This window comes from uncultured Oscillibacter sp., assembly GCF_900544955.1.
Classification (GTDB): domain Bacteria; phylum Bacillota; class Clostridia; order Oscillospirales; family Oscillospiraceae; genus Oscillibacter.
The window spans coordinates 1-15,257 of record NZ_UQXD01000052.1 but is presented as its reverse complement, the minus strand read 5'-3'; the positions used below and the strand labels follow the sequence as shown (position 1 = coordinate 15,257).

Sequence of the window (15,257 nt, the reverse complement as noted above, 5' to 3'; positions counted from 1 at the left end):
CCCCTACCAGCCACGCCACCGCCGCCTCCGCCCGGCTCTTCAGATACCCCAGGTACCCAGCCGCCGCCTTCTCCGTCAGCTCCACCGGGTACCGCAACCGGTACCACGCCAGACGCAGCGCCGTCTCCTCGTCATGTTCCATTCCCAGGAAGGTCCGCCACAGCCCGTCGTAGGTCTTCAGGTCCAGCCGCTTCTGGCGGAAGCAGTGGTGGTAGGGGTAGCCGGCGCCGTAGATGTTATAGTCGAAGTGGTGGGCGGGGCAGTTCTCCTCGTAGGCCTCCACAAACTCCGGGAACAGCAGCCGGGCGGTGCGCCCCGCCGTGTCCACCACCATCACGTCCAGCTCCCGGCTCAGCTCGTCGTTGAAATAGGCCAGGGACTCCCCCTGCTCCGCTCCAGTCCGGGTGAGGTGGAAGCGGTGCAGGGAGCGGCAGTTCATCAGGGCGCCGCCGCTCCAAAAGCGGATGCCGTCGTGGAGGCGCAGGGTGTGGAGGCCACCGCAGTTCAGCAGGGCGTAATCCCCCACCCGGCGGAGGAACCTGGGCAGCGCCAGCTCCAGCAGTCCCCGGTTGTCCCATGCCGCGCCGCCGTCCGGCGGGCCGCAGATGAGCTCCACCGCCTCCCCCTCCGCCGTCCCGGCGCCGGGGGCCAGGGCGTGGTCCCCCAGGGCCGTCACCGGCAGGCCGAAGAGGCTGTCCGGCAGGGCCGCCGAGGCATCGCAGGTCACCGCCCGCAAAATGGCCACCCCCTCCGCCTCCCGGCGGACCACCAGTTTCCAGTTGTTGACGCCGCTGACGGTCTCCAACCCCTCTGCCTCCGTTCCCTTTTTCATGCTCCAATGAAGAGAAAGTATATCATATTCTCTGAGGATTTCATAGGTGCAATGCCTACAAAACAAAATTTTCAAAAACCCCTTGACATTCCGTGCATACTGTATATACTGTACATGTACAGTACGAACGGAGGCACTTCCATGGAACTCATCATCCGAAACACCACCAGCCAGCCCATCTACGACCAGATCGCCTCCCAGATCAAGGCCCAGATCATCGCCGGCGTCCTGCGTCCGGGAGAGGCGCTGCCCTCCATCCGGATTTTGGCCAAGGACCTGAAAATCTCCGTCATCACCACCAAGCGGGCCTACGACGAGCTGGAGGCCCAGGGCTTTCTCTACACCGTGGCGGGAAAGGGCTGCTTTGTGGCGGAGAAAAATCTGGAGCTGATCCGGGAGCAGCGGCTGCGGGAGCTGGAGGAACACCTCTCCGCCGCCGCGGAGCTGGCCGCAAGCTGCGGCCTCACCCAAGAGGAACTATACGACATGCTGCGCATCCTGCTAGAGGAGGAAACCCGATGAACGCCATTGAACTGAGCCATATCAACAAATCCTTCGGTGCCTTCGCCATCCGGGACCTGTGCCTGGAGGTGCCCGCGGGCACCATCTGCGGCCTGGTGGGCGAGAACGGCGCGGGAAAGTCCACCACCATCCGCCTGCTGATGAACGCCCTGCGGCCGGACAGCGGCACCGCCGCGGTGCTGGGAGTGGACACCGCCTCCCCGGACTTCAACGCCGTCAAGGAGGACGTGGGGGTGGTGCTGGACGAGGCCTACTTCCCCGAGACCCTCAACGCTGCCCAGGTGGGCAAAATCATGGCGGAGACCTACCGCCGCTGGGACCAGGGCCGGTACGAGGGCTACCTGGACCGCTTCGCCCTCCCCCGGGGCAAGGCCTTCAAGGACTTCTCCCGGGGCATGAAGATGAAGCTGGCCATCGCCGTGGCCCTGAGCCACCAGCCCCGGCTGCTGGTGCTGGACGAGGCCACCGCCGGGCTGGACCCCATCGTGCGGGACGAGGTGCTGGACATCTTCAACGAGTTCACCCGGGAGGAGGACCACTCCATTCTCATCTCCTCCCACATCCTCTCGGATTTGGAGAAGCTGTGCGACTACATCGCCTTCCTCCACCAGGGGCGGCTGCTGTTTTGCGACGAGAAGGACCGGCTGCTGGAGACCTACGGCATCTTCGTGGGCACCGTCGCCCAGGCGGAGAGCCTCCGGGAGGAGGCGGTGGTAGGCCGGGAGACCGGCGGCATGGGCGGCGTCCGGATTCTGGTGCGGCGGGACGCCGTACCAGACACCCTGGCCCTGGAAAAGCCCACCGTGGAGGACATCATCCTCTTCACCGTGAAAGGAGCGAAGGAAGCATGAAAGCCCTGGTTTTGAAGGACGTCTACGTGCTGTGGAAGCAGATGCGGATTTTTCTGCTCATCGTCCTGATTCTCTCCGCCATCCCCAGCAGTTTCAACAACGTCTTCGCCGTCGTCTACGCCGCCATGCTGCCCTACACCGCCATGGCCTACGACGAGCGGAGCCACTGGGATCAGCTGGCGGCCATGCTGCCCTACTCCGGCCGGGACATCGTACTGAGCAAGTACCTGCTTGGCTGGCTGTGCATTGCGGCGGCGGCGCTGCTGTCCGTTATGATTCAGTGGGGACTGTCCCTGGTGCTGACGGACTACTTCTTCTCCCCCGCCATGCTGCTTTTGGCGGTGTGGGGCGCCGCGGCCGTCCTGGCGGTGACGCTGCCGCTGATGTTCCGCTTTGGCGTGGAGCGGGGGCGGATGGCCATGTTCGTCATCATCTTCCTGGTCTGCGGCGCCGCCGGCGCCCTGTCCAGCGTGGCGTCCTCCATGGCCAAGACACCGGGCTTTTCCTTCGGCGGGCCGCTGATGACCGCGCTGCCCCTGGCGGCAGCGGTGCTCACGCTGATCTCCGTCCCCCTGTCCCTCCGGCTGTATCAGCGGAAAGACCGGTGAGCCATGGCGGAGAAGGGGCCGGACCTGTCGGCCGAGGACCTGGCGGCGCTGCTGGAGCTGCTGGGCCAGGCGCTGCTGCGGTAAACGAACACAAGCCGGGACCGATATCGGTCCCGGCTTGTGTGTTGTCGGTTTGCGCCGCTCAGCCCCACAGGGCGGAGAGCATGGGGATGACCTGCTTCTTCCGGGACATGATCTTGGGCAGGAAGGCGCAGTTCTCCGCGGTCTTGATGTTGAAGGCCTGGCGGATGGTCTCCTCGTCCCCCACGAACAGCAGCTGGGTGCCCTCCAGCAGCACGTCGGTGATCATCAGCACCACGGTGTTGAAGTGCCGCTCCTTGCGGATGGCGCGCATCCGCTCCAGGAACTCCTCCTTCCGGCCCAGCAGCCGCTCGGAGTCCATGCAGGTGATCTGGCTCACCGCCAGATCGTGGCCGGCAATGTGGAACTCCTTGTAATCCGTGCGGAGCATGGCCTCCACCGTCTTGTCCTCCCCGCTGGTGGCGGAGAAGATGGCCCTGCCCAGGTCCTCCAGAGAGACGTTGGCGATGCGGGCCATCCGGTTGGCCATGTCGATGTCCCGCTGGGTGCAGGTGGGGGACTTGAACATCACCGTGTCGGACACGATGGCGGAGGCCATGATGCCCGCCATTTTGGCGGTGGGCATCAGCCCCTTCTCCTGGTACATGCCCCCCACGATGGTGGTGGTGCTGCCCACGGGCTCGTTGCGCACGTAGATGGGGTTCTTGGTCTCGATGTCCGCCAGGCGGTGGTGGTCCACAATCTCCAGAATCTCCGCCTGCTCCAGCCCGTTCACGGACTGGGCCCGCTCGTTGTGGTCCATGAGGATCACCCGCTTGCGCCGGGGGCGCAGCAGGTGGAATCGGGACAGCGTGCCCACCACCCGCTCGTTTTCATCCAGAATGGGATAGGAGCGGAAGCGGCTCTCCAAAACGGTGTTCTGCACGTCGTCGATATAGTCGTCCAGGTGGAAGCAGACCATGTCCCGGGCCTTGCAGATGCTGCTGATGGGCTGGGCGTGGTGGATGAGCCGCACCGCCCGGTAGGGGTCGTAGGGCGTGGCGATGACGCAGGTCTTGCCGGCGCCTTCGATCAGGTCCTGGCTCACCTCCGCCTGGCACACCAGCACGCAGTTCACCTGCAGCTCCAGCGCCCGGCGGATCATGTCCGGCTGGTCGCCGCAGACCACGATGGTGTCCCGGTCGGAGAAGAGCAGGTTCTCCCGCCCCGCGGGGAGGGCGATGGTCACCGCGCCGGAGACCTCCTCCCACATCTCGCTGCCCTCGTTGAGAATCTGCCCCTCCAGCACGGAGAGCATGTTGTACACAGGGATGTTCTGCACCTGGGGGTCCCGGACGGAGGTCATGTCGTAGTTGGCCACGTCCCCGGCGGAGAGCATACCGTACAGCGTGCCGTCCTCATTGGCCACGGGGATGGCGGAGATCTTGTCCGCCTGCATCACCTGCCAGCCCCGGCTGATGGTGGCGGTGGCAGAGAGGGTGGGCGGCGTGTCGTAGTCCAGGTCCTTCACCTGGGTGCGCACGTCGCTGATGAGGCGGGGCGGCTCAAACCCGAAGCGGTCCAGCACGGCCTGGGTCTCGTCGCTGACCTGGCCCAGCCGGGCGGCCTTGTACTGCCGGCCGCCGATGGCGTTTTTCAGGGCGGCGTAGGCCATGGAGGATACGATGGAGTCTGTGTCAGGGTTGCGGTGTCCGGTGATATAGACGGTATCCATTCTGCTCGTTTCTCCTTTGGAATCTTTAGATAGTCTGATTATGCTGCCCCGCCGCCGCTTTGTCAACGGCTCCCGCCTGAAAAAAAGGGCGCGGAAACGATTGCCTCCACACCCCTTCCAGGAAAATTTTTCTTTTTACAGGATCAAAAGCGCCTTGGGGGCCTCCGTCAGATTCCGGCAGCCCTCCTCCGTCAGCAAAAGCACATCCTCGATGCGGACCCCCAGCTTCCCCGGCAGATAGATGCCCGGCTCTGCGGAGATCACGGCCCCGGCGGGCAGGGGCGTCTCGTTCATGGGGGAGGCGTTGGGGGCCTCGTGAATCTCCACCCCCACGCCGTGGCCGAAGCTGTGGCCGAAAAACGCCCCGTATCCGGCGGCGTCGATGACGGCCCGGGCGGCGCCGTCCACCGCCTTGCCGGAAGCCCCGGCCCGGGCGGCGGCAATCCCCGCCAGTTGGGCGGAGAGCACTGTGTCGTACACCCGGCGCATCTCCGCCGTGGCATAGCCCACCGCCACGGTACGGGTCATGTCGGAGCAGTACCCGTGATAGACGCAGCCGAAGTCCATGGTGACGAACTCCCCCTGGCGGATTTCCCGCTCCGAGGGGACGCCGTGGGGCAGGCTTCCGTTGGGGCCGGAGACCACGATGGGGTCGAAGGACATGTCCTCCGCGCCGTGGTGCAGCATCAGATACTGGAGCCGGGCGGCGATCTCCTTCTCCGTGACGCCGGGGCGGATTTCCTCCAGAATCTCCGCCAGCGCCCGCTCCGCAATCCGCTGGGCGGCCACCATGGTCTCCAGCTCCGCCCCGTCCTTCACCGTCCGCAGCTGCCACAGCAGCTCCGTGGCGGGCACCAGCTCGCAGGACAACGCCTTGCGGTAGCGCTCGTAGTCCTGGACGGTCATGTAGGCGTCCTCAAACCCCACGCGCCGGAGTCCCTGCTCCGCCGCCACCTCCTCCACCAGGGCGGCGTAGCCCTTTCCGTGGCCCACCTCCCGCAGCTCCGCCCCCTGGACGCACCGCCCGGCGGCCTCCGTGTAGCGGGCGTCGGTGAAATAGTAGGCGCCCTTCCGGGTCACCAGGGCCGCGCCGTCGGTGCCGGAGGAGTGAAAGCCGGAGGCGTAAAACCGATTCGCCTCCCCGGTGAGCAGCATGGCGTCCAGGTCCCGGCTCTCCAGCCGGGCGGCAATGGCCTCAAAATGATTCATACTCGCATCCTTTCTCCCCGCAGGCCGCCGGGCGGCCCTTTCCAAACGATTCTGCGGCGGGCGGCTTCGCCGGGCCGCCTTATTTTTCCGTCTGCCTCTTCAAAGTGGCCCGCACAAACCCGCAGGACAGCGGGTTGGGCCGGTTGGGACGGTCGCCCCGCGGGGGCCGGGAGCCCCCGCCGCCGGGCCTCATCCCTCCGCCTGCTTCTCCAGGGCGGCCCGCACAAATCCGTAGAACAGCGGGTGGGGCCGGTCGGGGCGGCTCTTGAACTCCGGGTGGAACTGGGCGCCCACGAACCAGGGGTGGTCCGGCAGCTCCACGATCTCCACCAGGCGGCCGTCGGGGGACAGCCCCGCCAGCACCAGGCCCCCGTCCTCCATCTCCGCCCGGAAGGCGTTGCTGAACTCATAGCGGTGGCGGTGGCGCTCGGAAATCTCCGCCGCGCCGTACAGCGCGTGGCTGCGGGTGCCCTCCGCCAGCACGCAGGGATACCGGCCCAGGCGCATGGTGCCGCCCTTGTCCGTCACGTCCACCTGGTCCGGCATCAGGTCGATGACCGGGTGGAGCGTGGTCTCGGAGAATTCGGAGGAGTTGGCGTCGCCGTGGCCCAGGACGTTCCGGGCAAACTCGATCACCGCCATCTGCATCCCCAGGCAGATGCCGAAGTAGGGCACGCGGTTTTCCCTCGCGTAGCGGACGGCGCAGAGCATCCCCTCGATGCCCCGGCCGCCGAAGCCGCCGGGCACCAGGACGCCGGCACAGCCACCCAGCACCTCCGCGGCGCTCTCCGCCGTCAGATTCTCGGAGTCCACCCACCGGATGTCCACCACCGCGCCGTTGGCAGTGCCGGCGTGGTGCAGCGCCTCCACCACGGAGAGATAGGCGTCGTGGAGCTGGGTGTACTTGCCCACCAGGGCGATGCACACCCGCCGCCGGGCGCTCTTCTCCCGCCGGACCATGGCGCTCCACTCCCGCAGGTCCGGCTGGTGGGTGATGAGACCCAGCTTCCGGCACACCACCTCGTCCAGCCCCTCCGCCGCCATCAGCAGGGGGACCTCGTACAGCGTCTGCGCCGTGGTGTTTGGAATCACGCAGTCCGGCTCCACGTTGCAGAACAGGGCGATCTTCCGGCGGACCTCGTCGGTGATGGGGGCGTCGCAGCGGCACACCAGCACGTCCGGCTGGATACCCAGGGAGAGCAGCTCCTTCACGGAGTGCTGGGTGGGCTTGCTCTTCAGCTCCCCGGAGCCGGGGATCTGGACCACCAGGGGCACATGGAGGAACACCACGTCGCCCCGGGGCCGCTCCGCCCCCACCTGGCGGATGGCCTCCAGAAAGGGCTGGGACTCGATGTCGCCCACGGTGCCGCCGATCTCCGTGATGACCACATCCACGTCCTCCCCCGCCATGGCGTAGATCCGGTCCTTGATCTCATCGGTGATGTGGGGGATGATCTGGACGGTGGCCCCCAGATAGTCCCCCCGGCGCTCCCGGTTCAGCACGGACCAGTAGATCTTCCCGGAGGAGATGGAGCTGTTGCCGCTGAGGTCCTCGTCCACAAACCGCTCGTAGTGACCCAGGTCCAGGTCCGTCTCGGCGCCGTCGTCGGTGACGAAGACCTCCCCGTGCTGGTAGGGGCTCATGGTGCCGGGGTCCACGTTGATATAGGGGTCGAACTTCTGGTTTCGCACCCGGACGCCCCGCTGCTTCAGCAGCCGCCCCAAAGACGCCGCGCAGATGCCCTTCCCCAGGCCGGACACCACGCCGCCGGTCACAAATACAAATTTGGTTGACATGCTTCTCACCTTACCTTTATCAGCAGTTTGGACGGGAAATCGGATTTGTACGCATGGCGGGGACAAACTGGCGGATTTTGCAAAATAAAAAGGACACCGCCGGACCATTTTGCGGCCAAAAGTCCCCACGCTTTCGGGACGTTCAGCTGCGATCCGCGGTGTCGCCGGTCTGTTCGATTGTCGCTGGTGCGGCACCCCGCCGCCAACCGCCGCCAAAGCGCTTCCAAAAATACGTTCCCAATATAGCACCGCCGCACCGCCTTGTCAACGCCCTCTTTCCGCAGCCGCCGCTTCCGGGGCTTTGTAGACTCCGCCCCGCCTGCGGAGCTGTTTTTGTGAAAAATAACCATTGACTTTATTCCTTTAAAGCTGTATGGTGAAAAAGCAGAAACATTCCTCCGGCGGACGGCGGCCCGTTTGCCGCCGTTCCCACGCAGCGGCCCGCGCCGCGGGCCGTTGGGGAGATGAAGAGGCGCCGCCCCGGTTTGGACGGCAGTTCCCGCAAAATGAAGCATAAGGAGATCGTGAAGATGAAAAAGAAGCTGCTTGCATCCCTTCTGGCGGCCACCATGGCCCTGAGCCTGGCCGCCTGCGGCGCCAAGACGGAGACCCCCGCCGACGCCCCCACGGATCCCGGCGACGGCGCCGGTTCCCCCGCCAAGACCTACACCGTTGGCATCTGCCAGCTGGTCACCCACGACGCGCTGGACGCCGCCACCCAGGGCTTCCAGGACGCCCTGAAGGCCAAGCTGGGCGACGCCGTGACCTTTGACTTGCAGAACGCCGCCGGCGATCCCGCCACCTGCGCCACCATCGCCAACGGCTTCGTCTCCTCCGGCGTGGACCTGATTATGTCCAACGCCACCGCCGCCCTCCAGGCCGCCGTGGCCGCCACCGCCGACATCCCCATCCTGGGCACCTCCGTCACGGAGTACGGCGTGGCCCTGGGCATCAAGGACTTCACCGGCACCGTGGGCACCAACGTCTCCGGCACCTCCGACCTGGCCCCCCTGGACCAGCAGGCCGCCATGATTAAGGAGTGGTTCCCCGACGCCAAGACCGTGGGCCTGCTGTACTGCTCCGCCGAGGCCAACAGCCAGTATCAGGTGGACACCGTGCAGGCGGAGCTGGAGGCCCTGGGCTACACCTGCACCCAGTATCCCTTCTCTGACTCCAACGACATCGCCTCCGTGACCCAGACCGCCGTCAGCAACAACGAGATCCTCTATATCCCCACCGACAACACCGCCGCCTCCAACACCGGCGTGGTGGACAACATCTGCCGTCCCGCCGGCATCCCCGTGTTCTGCGGCGAGGAGGGCATTGCCAAGGGCTGCGGCGTGGCCACCCTGTCCATCAGCTACTACGATCTGGGCATGGCCACCGGCGAGATGGCCGCCAAGATCCTCACCGGCGAGGCGGACGTGGCCGACATGCCCATCGAGTACGCCCCCAACTTCGTCAAGAAGTACAACGCGGACATCTGCGCGGACCTGGGCATCACCCCGCCGGAGGGCTACGAGGCCATCGGCTGACGCTCCGGATTTCCTGAAAAAAGCGAGAAAAGCGGCGGAAAAGGGCTTTCCTTTTCCGCCGCCCTTTGTTATACTATTGAAGTCTATAACCTTTTTGAGGGGGAAACTGCAACTATGCTGGATTTCATCAACGCGCTTCCCGGCGCCATCTCCCAGGGGCTGGTCTGGGGCATCATGGCCATCGGGGTGTACATCACCTATAAGCTGCTGGACATCGCCGATCTGACGGTGGACGGCTCCTTCTGCACCGGCGGCGCCACCTTTGTGGTGCTGTTCTCCGGCGGTGTCAACCTCTGGCTGGCGCTGCTGGCGGCCCTCTGCGCCGGAATGCTGACGGGGCTGGTCACGGGGCTGCTCCACACCTTCTGCGGCATCCCCGCCATTCTGGCGGGCATTCTGACCCAGTTGGGACTGTGGTCCGTGAACCTGGCCATCATGAGCATGAAGGCCAACGTCTCCATCAACGTCACCAGCAAGGAGTCCCTGGACAGCCTCCTGGTGTCGCTGCGGTTCGTGCAGGACGTGGCCAAGGGGGACCGGCCCTTCTGGCAGCATCCCATCTTTGTGGTGGGGCTGTTCACCGCCGTCATCATCCTGGTGCTGTACTGGTTCTTCGGCACGGAGCTGGGCTGCTCTCTGCGGGCCACCGGCTCCAACGCCAACATGGCCCGGGCCCAGGGCATCAACACCGACTTCACCAAGGTCCTGGGGCTGATGCTCTCCAACGGCCTGGTGGCCCTGTCCGGCGCCCTGCTGGCCCAGTACCAGAGCTACGCCGATATCAACATGGGCCGGGGCGCCATTGTCATCGGCCTGGCCGCCGTCATCATCGGCGAGGTGATTTTCAGCCGGATTTTCCGGAACTTCGCCCTGAGCCTGCTGGCGGTGTCCATCGGCGCCATTTTGTACTACATCGTCATCCAGGCCGTGCTGGCCATGGGCCTGAACTCCAACTATCTGAAGCTGCTCTCCGCCACCGTGGTGGGCCTGTTCCTGGCCATCCCCTACTGGAAGGGCAAGTACGTGCGGGTGAAGGTGAAGCCCAGCGCCGCCGGGGCGGACGTCAAGATCGGAGGGGACCGCAATGCTTGAGATCAAAGAAATCTGGAAGACCTTCAACGCCGGCACCGTCAATGAAAAGCAGGCCCTGCGGGGCGTGAGCCTGACGCTGCACGACGGCGACTTCTGCACCGTCATCGGCGGCAACGGCGCCGGAAAGTCCACCATGCTCAACGCCGTGGCGGGGGTGTGGACCGTGGACGGCGGCACCATCTCCATCGGCGGCACCGACGTGACCCACCTGCCGGAGTTCAAGCGGGCCCAGTTCATCGGCCGGGTGTTCCAGGACCCCATGATGGGCACCGCCCCCTCCATGCAGATCGTGGAGAATCTGGCGCTGGCCTCCCGCCGGGGCCAGACCCGGGGGCTGCGCTGGGGCATCACCAAGGCGGAGAAGGAGCAGTACCAGGAGATGCTGCGCAAGCTGGACCTGGGGCTGGAGGACCGGCTCACCAGCAAGGTGGGGCTGCTCTCCGGCGGCCAGCGCCAGGCGCTGACGCTGCTGATGGCCTCGCTGAAAAAGCCCAAGCTGCTGCTGCTGGACGAGCACACCGCCGCCCTGGACCCCAAGACCGCCGCCAAGGTGCTGGAGCTGTCCGACCGCATTGTGGCGGAGAATCACCTCACCACCATGATGGTCACCCACAACATGAAGGACGCCATCGCCCACGGCAACCGGCTCATCATGATGTACAACGGCCGCGTCGTTATCGATGTGTCCGGCGAGGAGAAGAAAAAGCTGACGGTGCCCCAGCTGCTGGAGCTGTTCAGCAAGGTCAGCGGCAGCGACGAAGCGGACGACAAGCTGCTGCTCTCTTAAAAAAAGCGCCGCCCCGGAAGACCCGGGGCGGTTCCTTTTTTCGATGGAAGCGGGCGGGAGCTTCCCGCCCGGGGATGCCTCCGCCCGCAGATCCTCCGCCTCAGGCGGACAGTCTTTGGATGGCCTCCTCCTTCGTGGATACGAAGAAGAAATCCCTGCCGCGGTTGGACTCGCGGATGAAATCCCGCAGGGGCTTGCTGGTGTAGCCGGAATAGTCCCCATAGATGGCCGCCTTCATATGGTAATTGGTCAGCTTCTGGAGAATTTCCCCCGCAAGCCCCGTGCTGAGGATGAAAAACTCCTGGCAAAACAGGGTTTTTTCCAGGACGATCCGATCCGCATGGGTCTCCTGCCGGACGGTCATCACCATATCCAGGACGGACTGCGTGTCCACCAGGGTGTTCTCCCCGCCGGACACCACCGCAAGCACCGTGCCGCCGCAGTTCAACGGTTCGATCTGCATACCGGTTCGCCTCCTTTCCCTGAAATTCTCAGAACCGGTTTCTGATAAGCCAGTATCATAGCACCCCGGGCCCCCGCTGTCAACCGGCGGGCCTTGCGGGCAGGGCGCCCGTATGATAGGATGGCAGAAACGGCACCAGGCCCACCGCAGCAGGCGGCGGCCGCCGAAACGAAAGGACGGGAGACCGCACATGAACTATGAAGGCGTATGCATTGCCGTGAGCGACATCCACCGCTCCCAGGCATTCTATCAGGAGCTCTTTGGCCTGGAGGTCTTCCAGGACTACGGCATCAACGTCTCCTTCGGCGCCCTGTCTTTGCAGCAGGAGTTCGACTGGCTGATCGGCGTACCCAAGGAGCAGGTGGGCAGATACTCCCACAACATGGAGCTGTACTTTGAAGAGGACGACTTTGACGGCTTTCTCTCCAAGTTGGCCCAGCGCGGCGACATCGCCTACCTGGGGGACGGCGTGAAGGAGGCGGGATGGGGCCAGCGCTCCGTCCGCTTTTACGACCCGGACGGCCACATCATCGAGGTCGGCGAAAACATGAAGACAGTGATCCGGCGCTTTCTGGACACCGGCATGTCCCTGGAGGAGACGTCGAAGCGGATGGATGTGTCCGTCCCGGACCTGGAGACGCTTCTGCGCGGCTGACGGCTCCCTATAGACCGGCCCCGCCATTCCCCGGCGCCGCCCCGCAAAAGCGGCGGCCCGGGAGCTGCTGAAGGCCCGGGAGGAATGGCCCGCCGCAAAAGCAAGCGGCCGCCTTTTGGCGGCCGCTTGCTGCATTATGTCCGTGTCCCCGCCGTCAGCAGGCGGATCATCTCCTCCGCCGGGTCCAGGAGGGGCAGGTCCGTCCGGGCCGCCAGGGCGGCCTTGAAGTAGGGGAAATGGGTGCAGCCCAGGACCAGGGCCTCCATGCCGCAGTCCCGGAACCACGCCGCCAGCTCCGCCAGGCGGTGCCGCTCCACCAGCGCCTCCGGCGCCTCTCCCGCCTCGATGGACAGCACCACCGGCAAAAGCCCGCTCCCCAGCAGGTCCAGGGCGGGGTTGGCGGCCAGCAGCGTCCGCTCGATGCCCGCCAGGCCCTGGGCGTTGGCGGCGATGACCCCCAGGCGGCGGTATCGGGGGGCCAGCAGCCGGTACACGTCCAGCGGCGTCACGATGTGCAGCCCCGTCTCCTCCGCCAGCGGCGGAAACGCCACCGCGCCGGACAGGGAGTTGCAGTACACAAACACCCGGCGGCAGCCCAGAGTCATGGCGGCGTCCAGCACCGCCCGGACGGCGGCGGTCTTCTCCGCCGGGGAGGAGATCTGAAAGGCCGTCTGCCGCCGGGGGTCCTCCGCCAGGGGGAAGGCCAGTCCCCCTAGACCCGCCGCCGCCAGGCACTCCACGCCCATCCGGGCGTCCACCGGCGTGCCGGCCAACACCGCAATCGGTTCCTTCATCCGCTTCCGCCCTCCCTCAATCCAGTCTCTTGGGGAAGTTGCCGAAGATTCGGGTCCCCTCCTGCACCGTCACAAAGGCGTGGGGGTCGATGGAGTGGACGGCGTGGAGCAGCTCCTCGATCTCATATTTGGACAGGCACACGCACAGCACATGGACGTTCTCGCCGGTATAGGCGCCGGTGCCCGTCCAATAGGTGACGCTGCGCCCCAATTTGTCGATGATGAAGTGGCTGAGGATGCCCTCGTCCTCCCGGGTGAAAATCAGGGCCTGGACGCTGACGTTCTGCTGGTGCATCCGGTCCAGCACCATGGAGGTAAAGAAGTTGTAGATGACGGAGTAGATGGCCACCTCCGGGCTGAAGAGGATCAGGCAGGCGGTGTACAAAAACACGTTGAAGGTCAGGGAGAACCGGCCCACGGTGAAGTTGCTGCCCCGCTTGCTCAGGCACAGGCCGATGATGTCCAGCCCGCCGCTGCTGCACCCGCAGGTGAGCACGATGCCACTGCCCACACCGGTGAGAATGCCGCCCAGGAGGCAGGCCGTCAAATAGTCGTCGATGATGGGGGCGCTGGGAATGGGGATGATGCTGTAAAAGAGGGAGTAGGCCACGGTGCAGATCAGGGTCTTTGCCACCAGGCCCTTGCCCAGGGCCTTATAGGCGTAGAGCAAAATGGGGATGTTCGCCAAAAAATACAGAATGCCGGCCACGTCGTAGGCCCCGAAGTTGATGCCCGCATAGGTCTGCAGCAGGGTGCGCAGCAGCTGGCACACGCCCATGGTGCCGCCGGTATACAGCCCCAGGGGCACGATGAACAGATTCAGCGCGGAGGCGGCAATCAGCTCGCCCGCCACGGCGGCCACCATCCGGAGCCAGCGGTTGTGGAAGGTATTGTACAGCATGAGACGCCCTTTCCGAGCAAAACGCTCTTACGGCCTTAGGATGCCCTTCTCCGCTCAATTATACGGGCTTTCCCCAAAAACCACAAGAGGAAAATACGGCGCTCACAGACAATAGCGCAGACAGCGGTACAGCCGCTGTTTCGCCCGCCGGATGGTGCGGGACACCGTGGAGCAGTTCACCCCCAGCGCCCCTGCGATCTGGGGCATGGTCATGCCCTTGTCGTAGTACAGGCTCAGCACCTGCTGCTGCCGGGGCGTCAGCTCCTCCCGGCGGGCCCGGCGGAGATTCTGGCGCAGGCGGGTCAGCAGCTCCGAGTTGTCGCTGGCGTTGTCCCGCAGCCAGACGGTCAAATCCCCAATCCACTCACTGCTGCGGGCGTCGAAATCCAGTCTCCCCATCTCAGCGCCTCCCCCCGTCATAGTAGTGGGCGGTGCGCCGGGCCATCTCCCGCATGTCCCGCCACAGGGGCAGCAGTTCGTCGATGCGGCGGCGGAGGGCCCGGGCCGCCGCCGGGTCCTCCTGGTCCAGCTCCAGCCGCCGCAGCTCCCGGATGCGCCCCCGGATGGCGGCGGCCCCCTCCTCATAAGTAAACGATAGCTCAAATAAGGTCATGGCTTCTCTCCTCTCCCCGGGTCTCCTGGCAGGAGCGCAGCTCCTGCCGGGCGAAGTCCGCAAAGCAATCGCCGCAGACGCGGCTGCCGTTGCAGGCCCAGTACACCTCGCCCCTGGTGATCTCCCCGCCGCACAGGGTGCAGCGCAGGACGGATGGCCGCCCCGGGCGGCCGTGGATGTTGCGCAAACGGGTCCCTCCTTCTCAAAGCGAAAAAAACGAAAAATCCTGTTGACAAATCCGCAGGCATCTGGTAATATAAATCCTGCTGTTGGAACTGCTGGTGTAGCTCAGCTGGTAGAGCAGCTGATTTGTAATCAGCAGGTCGGGGGTTCGAATCCGTCCACCAGCTCCAAATCGAATATGGGGGAATTCCAGAGCGGTCAAATGGGGCAGACTGTAAATCTGTTGCCTTCGGCTTCGGTGGTTCGAATCCACCTTCCCCCACCAAGACGCTTGCACATGCAAGCGTCTTTTTTTATGCCATGGGGCTCTAGGGACAGCGCGATTCTCACCATTTATTTGGTGGGATTTTTTCGTCATTTCGACGATTTTCTATAGATATACAAGTTCGGCGTTTTCATGTAGGAACTGTCGAAAAACGCCGTCCAATTTCCACGAAATATCGTCCGGTTTGTCGTCAGTTGTTTCCGCTCCCTCACTCGCCCTCACGCCCGGCCGTCCGGCTTTGCAAAGCGGTACAGCATTACGGCGAACTGCCGCCGGGTCAGGGGCTCGTCCAACATCCGATCGCCGTCCACGTTCCCCCGCAGGATGCCCTGGGCGGTGATCCATTCCACCGCCCGCTCCGCCTCCGTGGGCGGGACGGCCTCCGTATACCCCG

General features: G+C 64.9%; 17 protein-coding genes and 2 tRNA genes. 9 read left to right on the top strand and 10 right to left on the bottom strand.

Going from position 1 to position 15,257, the window contains the following annotated elements:
* The coding region (locus tag QZS21_RS10480) for a hypothetical protein (protein WP_295583129.1) at positions 1–832 on the bottom strand (832 nt) is incomplete at its 3' end.
* A 141-nt stretch (positions 833–973) separates the two neighbouring features.
* Between QZS21_RS10480 and QZS21_RS10475 the strand changes: the two genes are divergently transcribed.
* Genes QZS21_RS10475 through QZS21_RS10465 form a run of 3 tightly spaced genes read left to right on the top strand, consistent with a single transcriptional unit; the run spans position 974 to position 2,813 of the window.
* Entirely contained in the window at positions 974–1,354 is a 381-nt protein-coding gene (locus QZS21_RS10475) for a GntR family transcriptional regulator (RefSeq protein ID WP_295583127.1), read from the top strand.
* Positions 1,351–2,205: an ABC transporter ATP-binding protein gene (locus QZS21_RS10470; protein WP_295583125.1), complete on the top strand. Its 855-nt coding sequence runs from the start codon at positions 1,351–1,353 to the stop codon at positions 2,203–2,205. The genes QZS21_RS10475 and QZS21_RS10470 overlap by 4 nt, the downstream gene beginning before the upstream one ends.
* A complete protein-coding gene (locus tag QZS21_RS10465) occupies positions 2,202–2,813 on the top strand; it encodes an ABC-2 transporter permease (protein WP_295583123.1) in 612 nt (203 codons plus the stop codon). Before QZS21_RS10470 ends, QZS21_RS10465 begins: the two co-directional genes overlap by 4 nt.
* Positions 2,814–2,955: 142 nt before the next feature.
* Here the strand turns inward: QZS21_RS10465 and QZS21_RS10460 are convergent, their stop codons facing one another.
* The 3 genes from QZS21_RS10460 to QZS21_RS10450 form a co-directional block, all read right to left on the bottom strand.
* Entirely contained in the window at positions 2,956–4,569 is a 1,614-nt protein-coding gene (locus QZS21_RS10460; protein WP_295583121.1) for a putative manganese-dependent inorganic diphosphatase, read from the bottom strand.
* Between the two features lie 135 nt (positions 4,570–4,704).
* Positions 4,705–5,778: a Xaa-Pro peptidase family protein gene (locus QZS21_RS10455; RefSeq protein WP_295583119.1), complete on the bottom strand. Its 1,074-nt coding sequence runs from the start codon at positions 5,776–5,778 to the stop codon at positions 4,705–4,707.
* A gap of 189 nt (positions 5,779–5,967) precedes the next feature.
* A complete protein-coding gene (locus tag QZS21_RS10450; RefSeq protein WP_295583117.1) occupies positions 5,968–7,575 on the bottom strand; it encodes a CTP synthase in 1,608 nt (535 codons plus the stop codon).
* Positions 7,576–8,105: 530 nt separating this feature from the next.
* Here QZS21_RS10450 and QZS21_RS10445 point away from each other — a divergent pair.
* The 3 genes from QZS21_RS10445 to QZS21_RS10435 all read left to right on the top strand — a co-directional run bounded on the left by QZS21_RS10445 (position 8,106) and on the right by QZS21_RS10435 (position 10,989).
* Positions 8,106–9,110, top strand: a complete 1,005-nt coding sequence (locus QZS21_RS10445) for an ABC transporter substrate-binding protein (RefSeq protein ID WP_295583114.1) — start codon at positions 8,106–8,108, stop codon at positions 9,108–9,110.
* A 114-nt stretch (positions 9,111–9,224) separates the two neighbouring features.
* Entirely contained in the window at positions 9,225–10,202 is a 978-nt protein-coding gene (locus QZS21_RS10440; RefSeq protein ID WP_295583112.1) for an ABC transporter permease, read from the top strand.
* Complete coding sequence (locus QZS21_RS10435; RefSeq protein WP_295583110.1) at positions 10,195–10,989, top strand: ABC transporter ATP-binding protein; 795 nt, start codon at positions 10,195–10,197, stop codon at positions 10,987–10,989. Before QZS21_RS10440 ends, QZS21_RS10435 begins: the two co-directional genes overlap by 8 nt.
* A 100-nt stretch (positions 10,990–11,089) precedes the next feature.
* Here QZS21_RS10435 and QZS21_RS10430 read toward each other — a convergent pair whose 3' ends face one another.
* On the bottom strand, positions 11,090–11,452 hold the full coding sequence (locus QZS21_RS10430) for a DUF4180 domain-containing protein (RefSeq protein WP_295583108.1): 363 nt from the start codon (positions 11,450–11,452) through the stop codon (positions 11,090–11,092).
* A gap of 190 nt (positions 11,453–11,642) precedes the next feature.
* On the opposite strand from QZS21_RS10430, the gene QZS21_RS10425 reads away from it, so the two are divergent.
* Positions 11,643–12,107, top strand: coding sequence for a VOC family protein (locus tag QZS21_RS10425; RefSeq protein WP_295583106.1), 465 nt, complete (start codon positions 11,643–11,645; stop codon positions 12,105–12,107).
* Positions 12,108–12,241: 134 nt separating this feature from the next.
* Here the strand turns inward: QZS21_RS10425 and QZS21_RS10420 are convergent, their stop codons facing one another.
* From QZS21_RS10420 to QZS21_RS10400, 5 genes are all read right to left on the bottom strand, one after another.
* Positions 12,242–12,901, bottom strand: coding sequence for an aspartate/glutamate racemase family protein (locus tag QZS21_RS10420; protein ID WP_295583104.1), 660 nt, complete (start codon positions 12,899–12,901; stop codon positions 12,242–12,244).
* A 16-nt stretch (positions 12,902–12,917) separates the two neighbouring features.
* Complete coding sequence (locus QZS21_RS10415) at positions 12,918–13,802, bottom strand: YitT family protein (RefSeq protein WP_295583102.1); 885 nt, start codon at positions 13,800–13,802, stop codon at positions 12,918–12,920.
* A gap of 102 nt (positions 13,803–13,904) precedes the next feature.
* Positions 13,905–14,201, bottom strand: coding sequence for a sigma-70 family RNA polymerase sigma factor (locus QZS21_RS10410; RefSeq protein ID WP_295583099.1), 297 nt, complete (start codon positions 14,199–14,201; stop codon positions 13,905–13,907).
* 1 nt (position 14,202) lies between these two features.
* Positions 14,203–14,415 (bottom strand): hypothetical protein, encoded by a 213-nt coding sequence (locus tag QZS21_RS10405; protein WP_295583098.1) that lies wholly within the window; start codon positions 14,413–14,415, stop codon positions 14,203–14,205.
* Positions 14,402–14,602, bottom strand: a complete 201-nt coding sequence (locus QZS21_RS10400) for a hypothetical protein (protein ID WP_295583095.1) — start codon at positions 14,600–14,602, stop codon at positions 14,402–14,404. Before QZS21_RS10400 ends, QZS21_RS10405 begins: the two co-directional genes overlap by 14 nt.
* Before the next feature lie 90 nt (positions 14,603–14,692).
* On the opposite strand from QZS21_RS10400, the gene QZS21_RS10395 reads away from it, so the two are divergent.
* Positions 14,693–14,768, top strand: a tRNA-Thr gene (locus QZS21_RS10395).
* Positions 14,769–14,778: 10 nt separating this feature from the next.
* A tRNA-Tyr gene (locus tag QZS21_RS10390) sits at positions 14,779–14,863 on the top strand.
* Positions 14,864–15,257 lie beyond the last annotated feature (394 nt).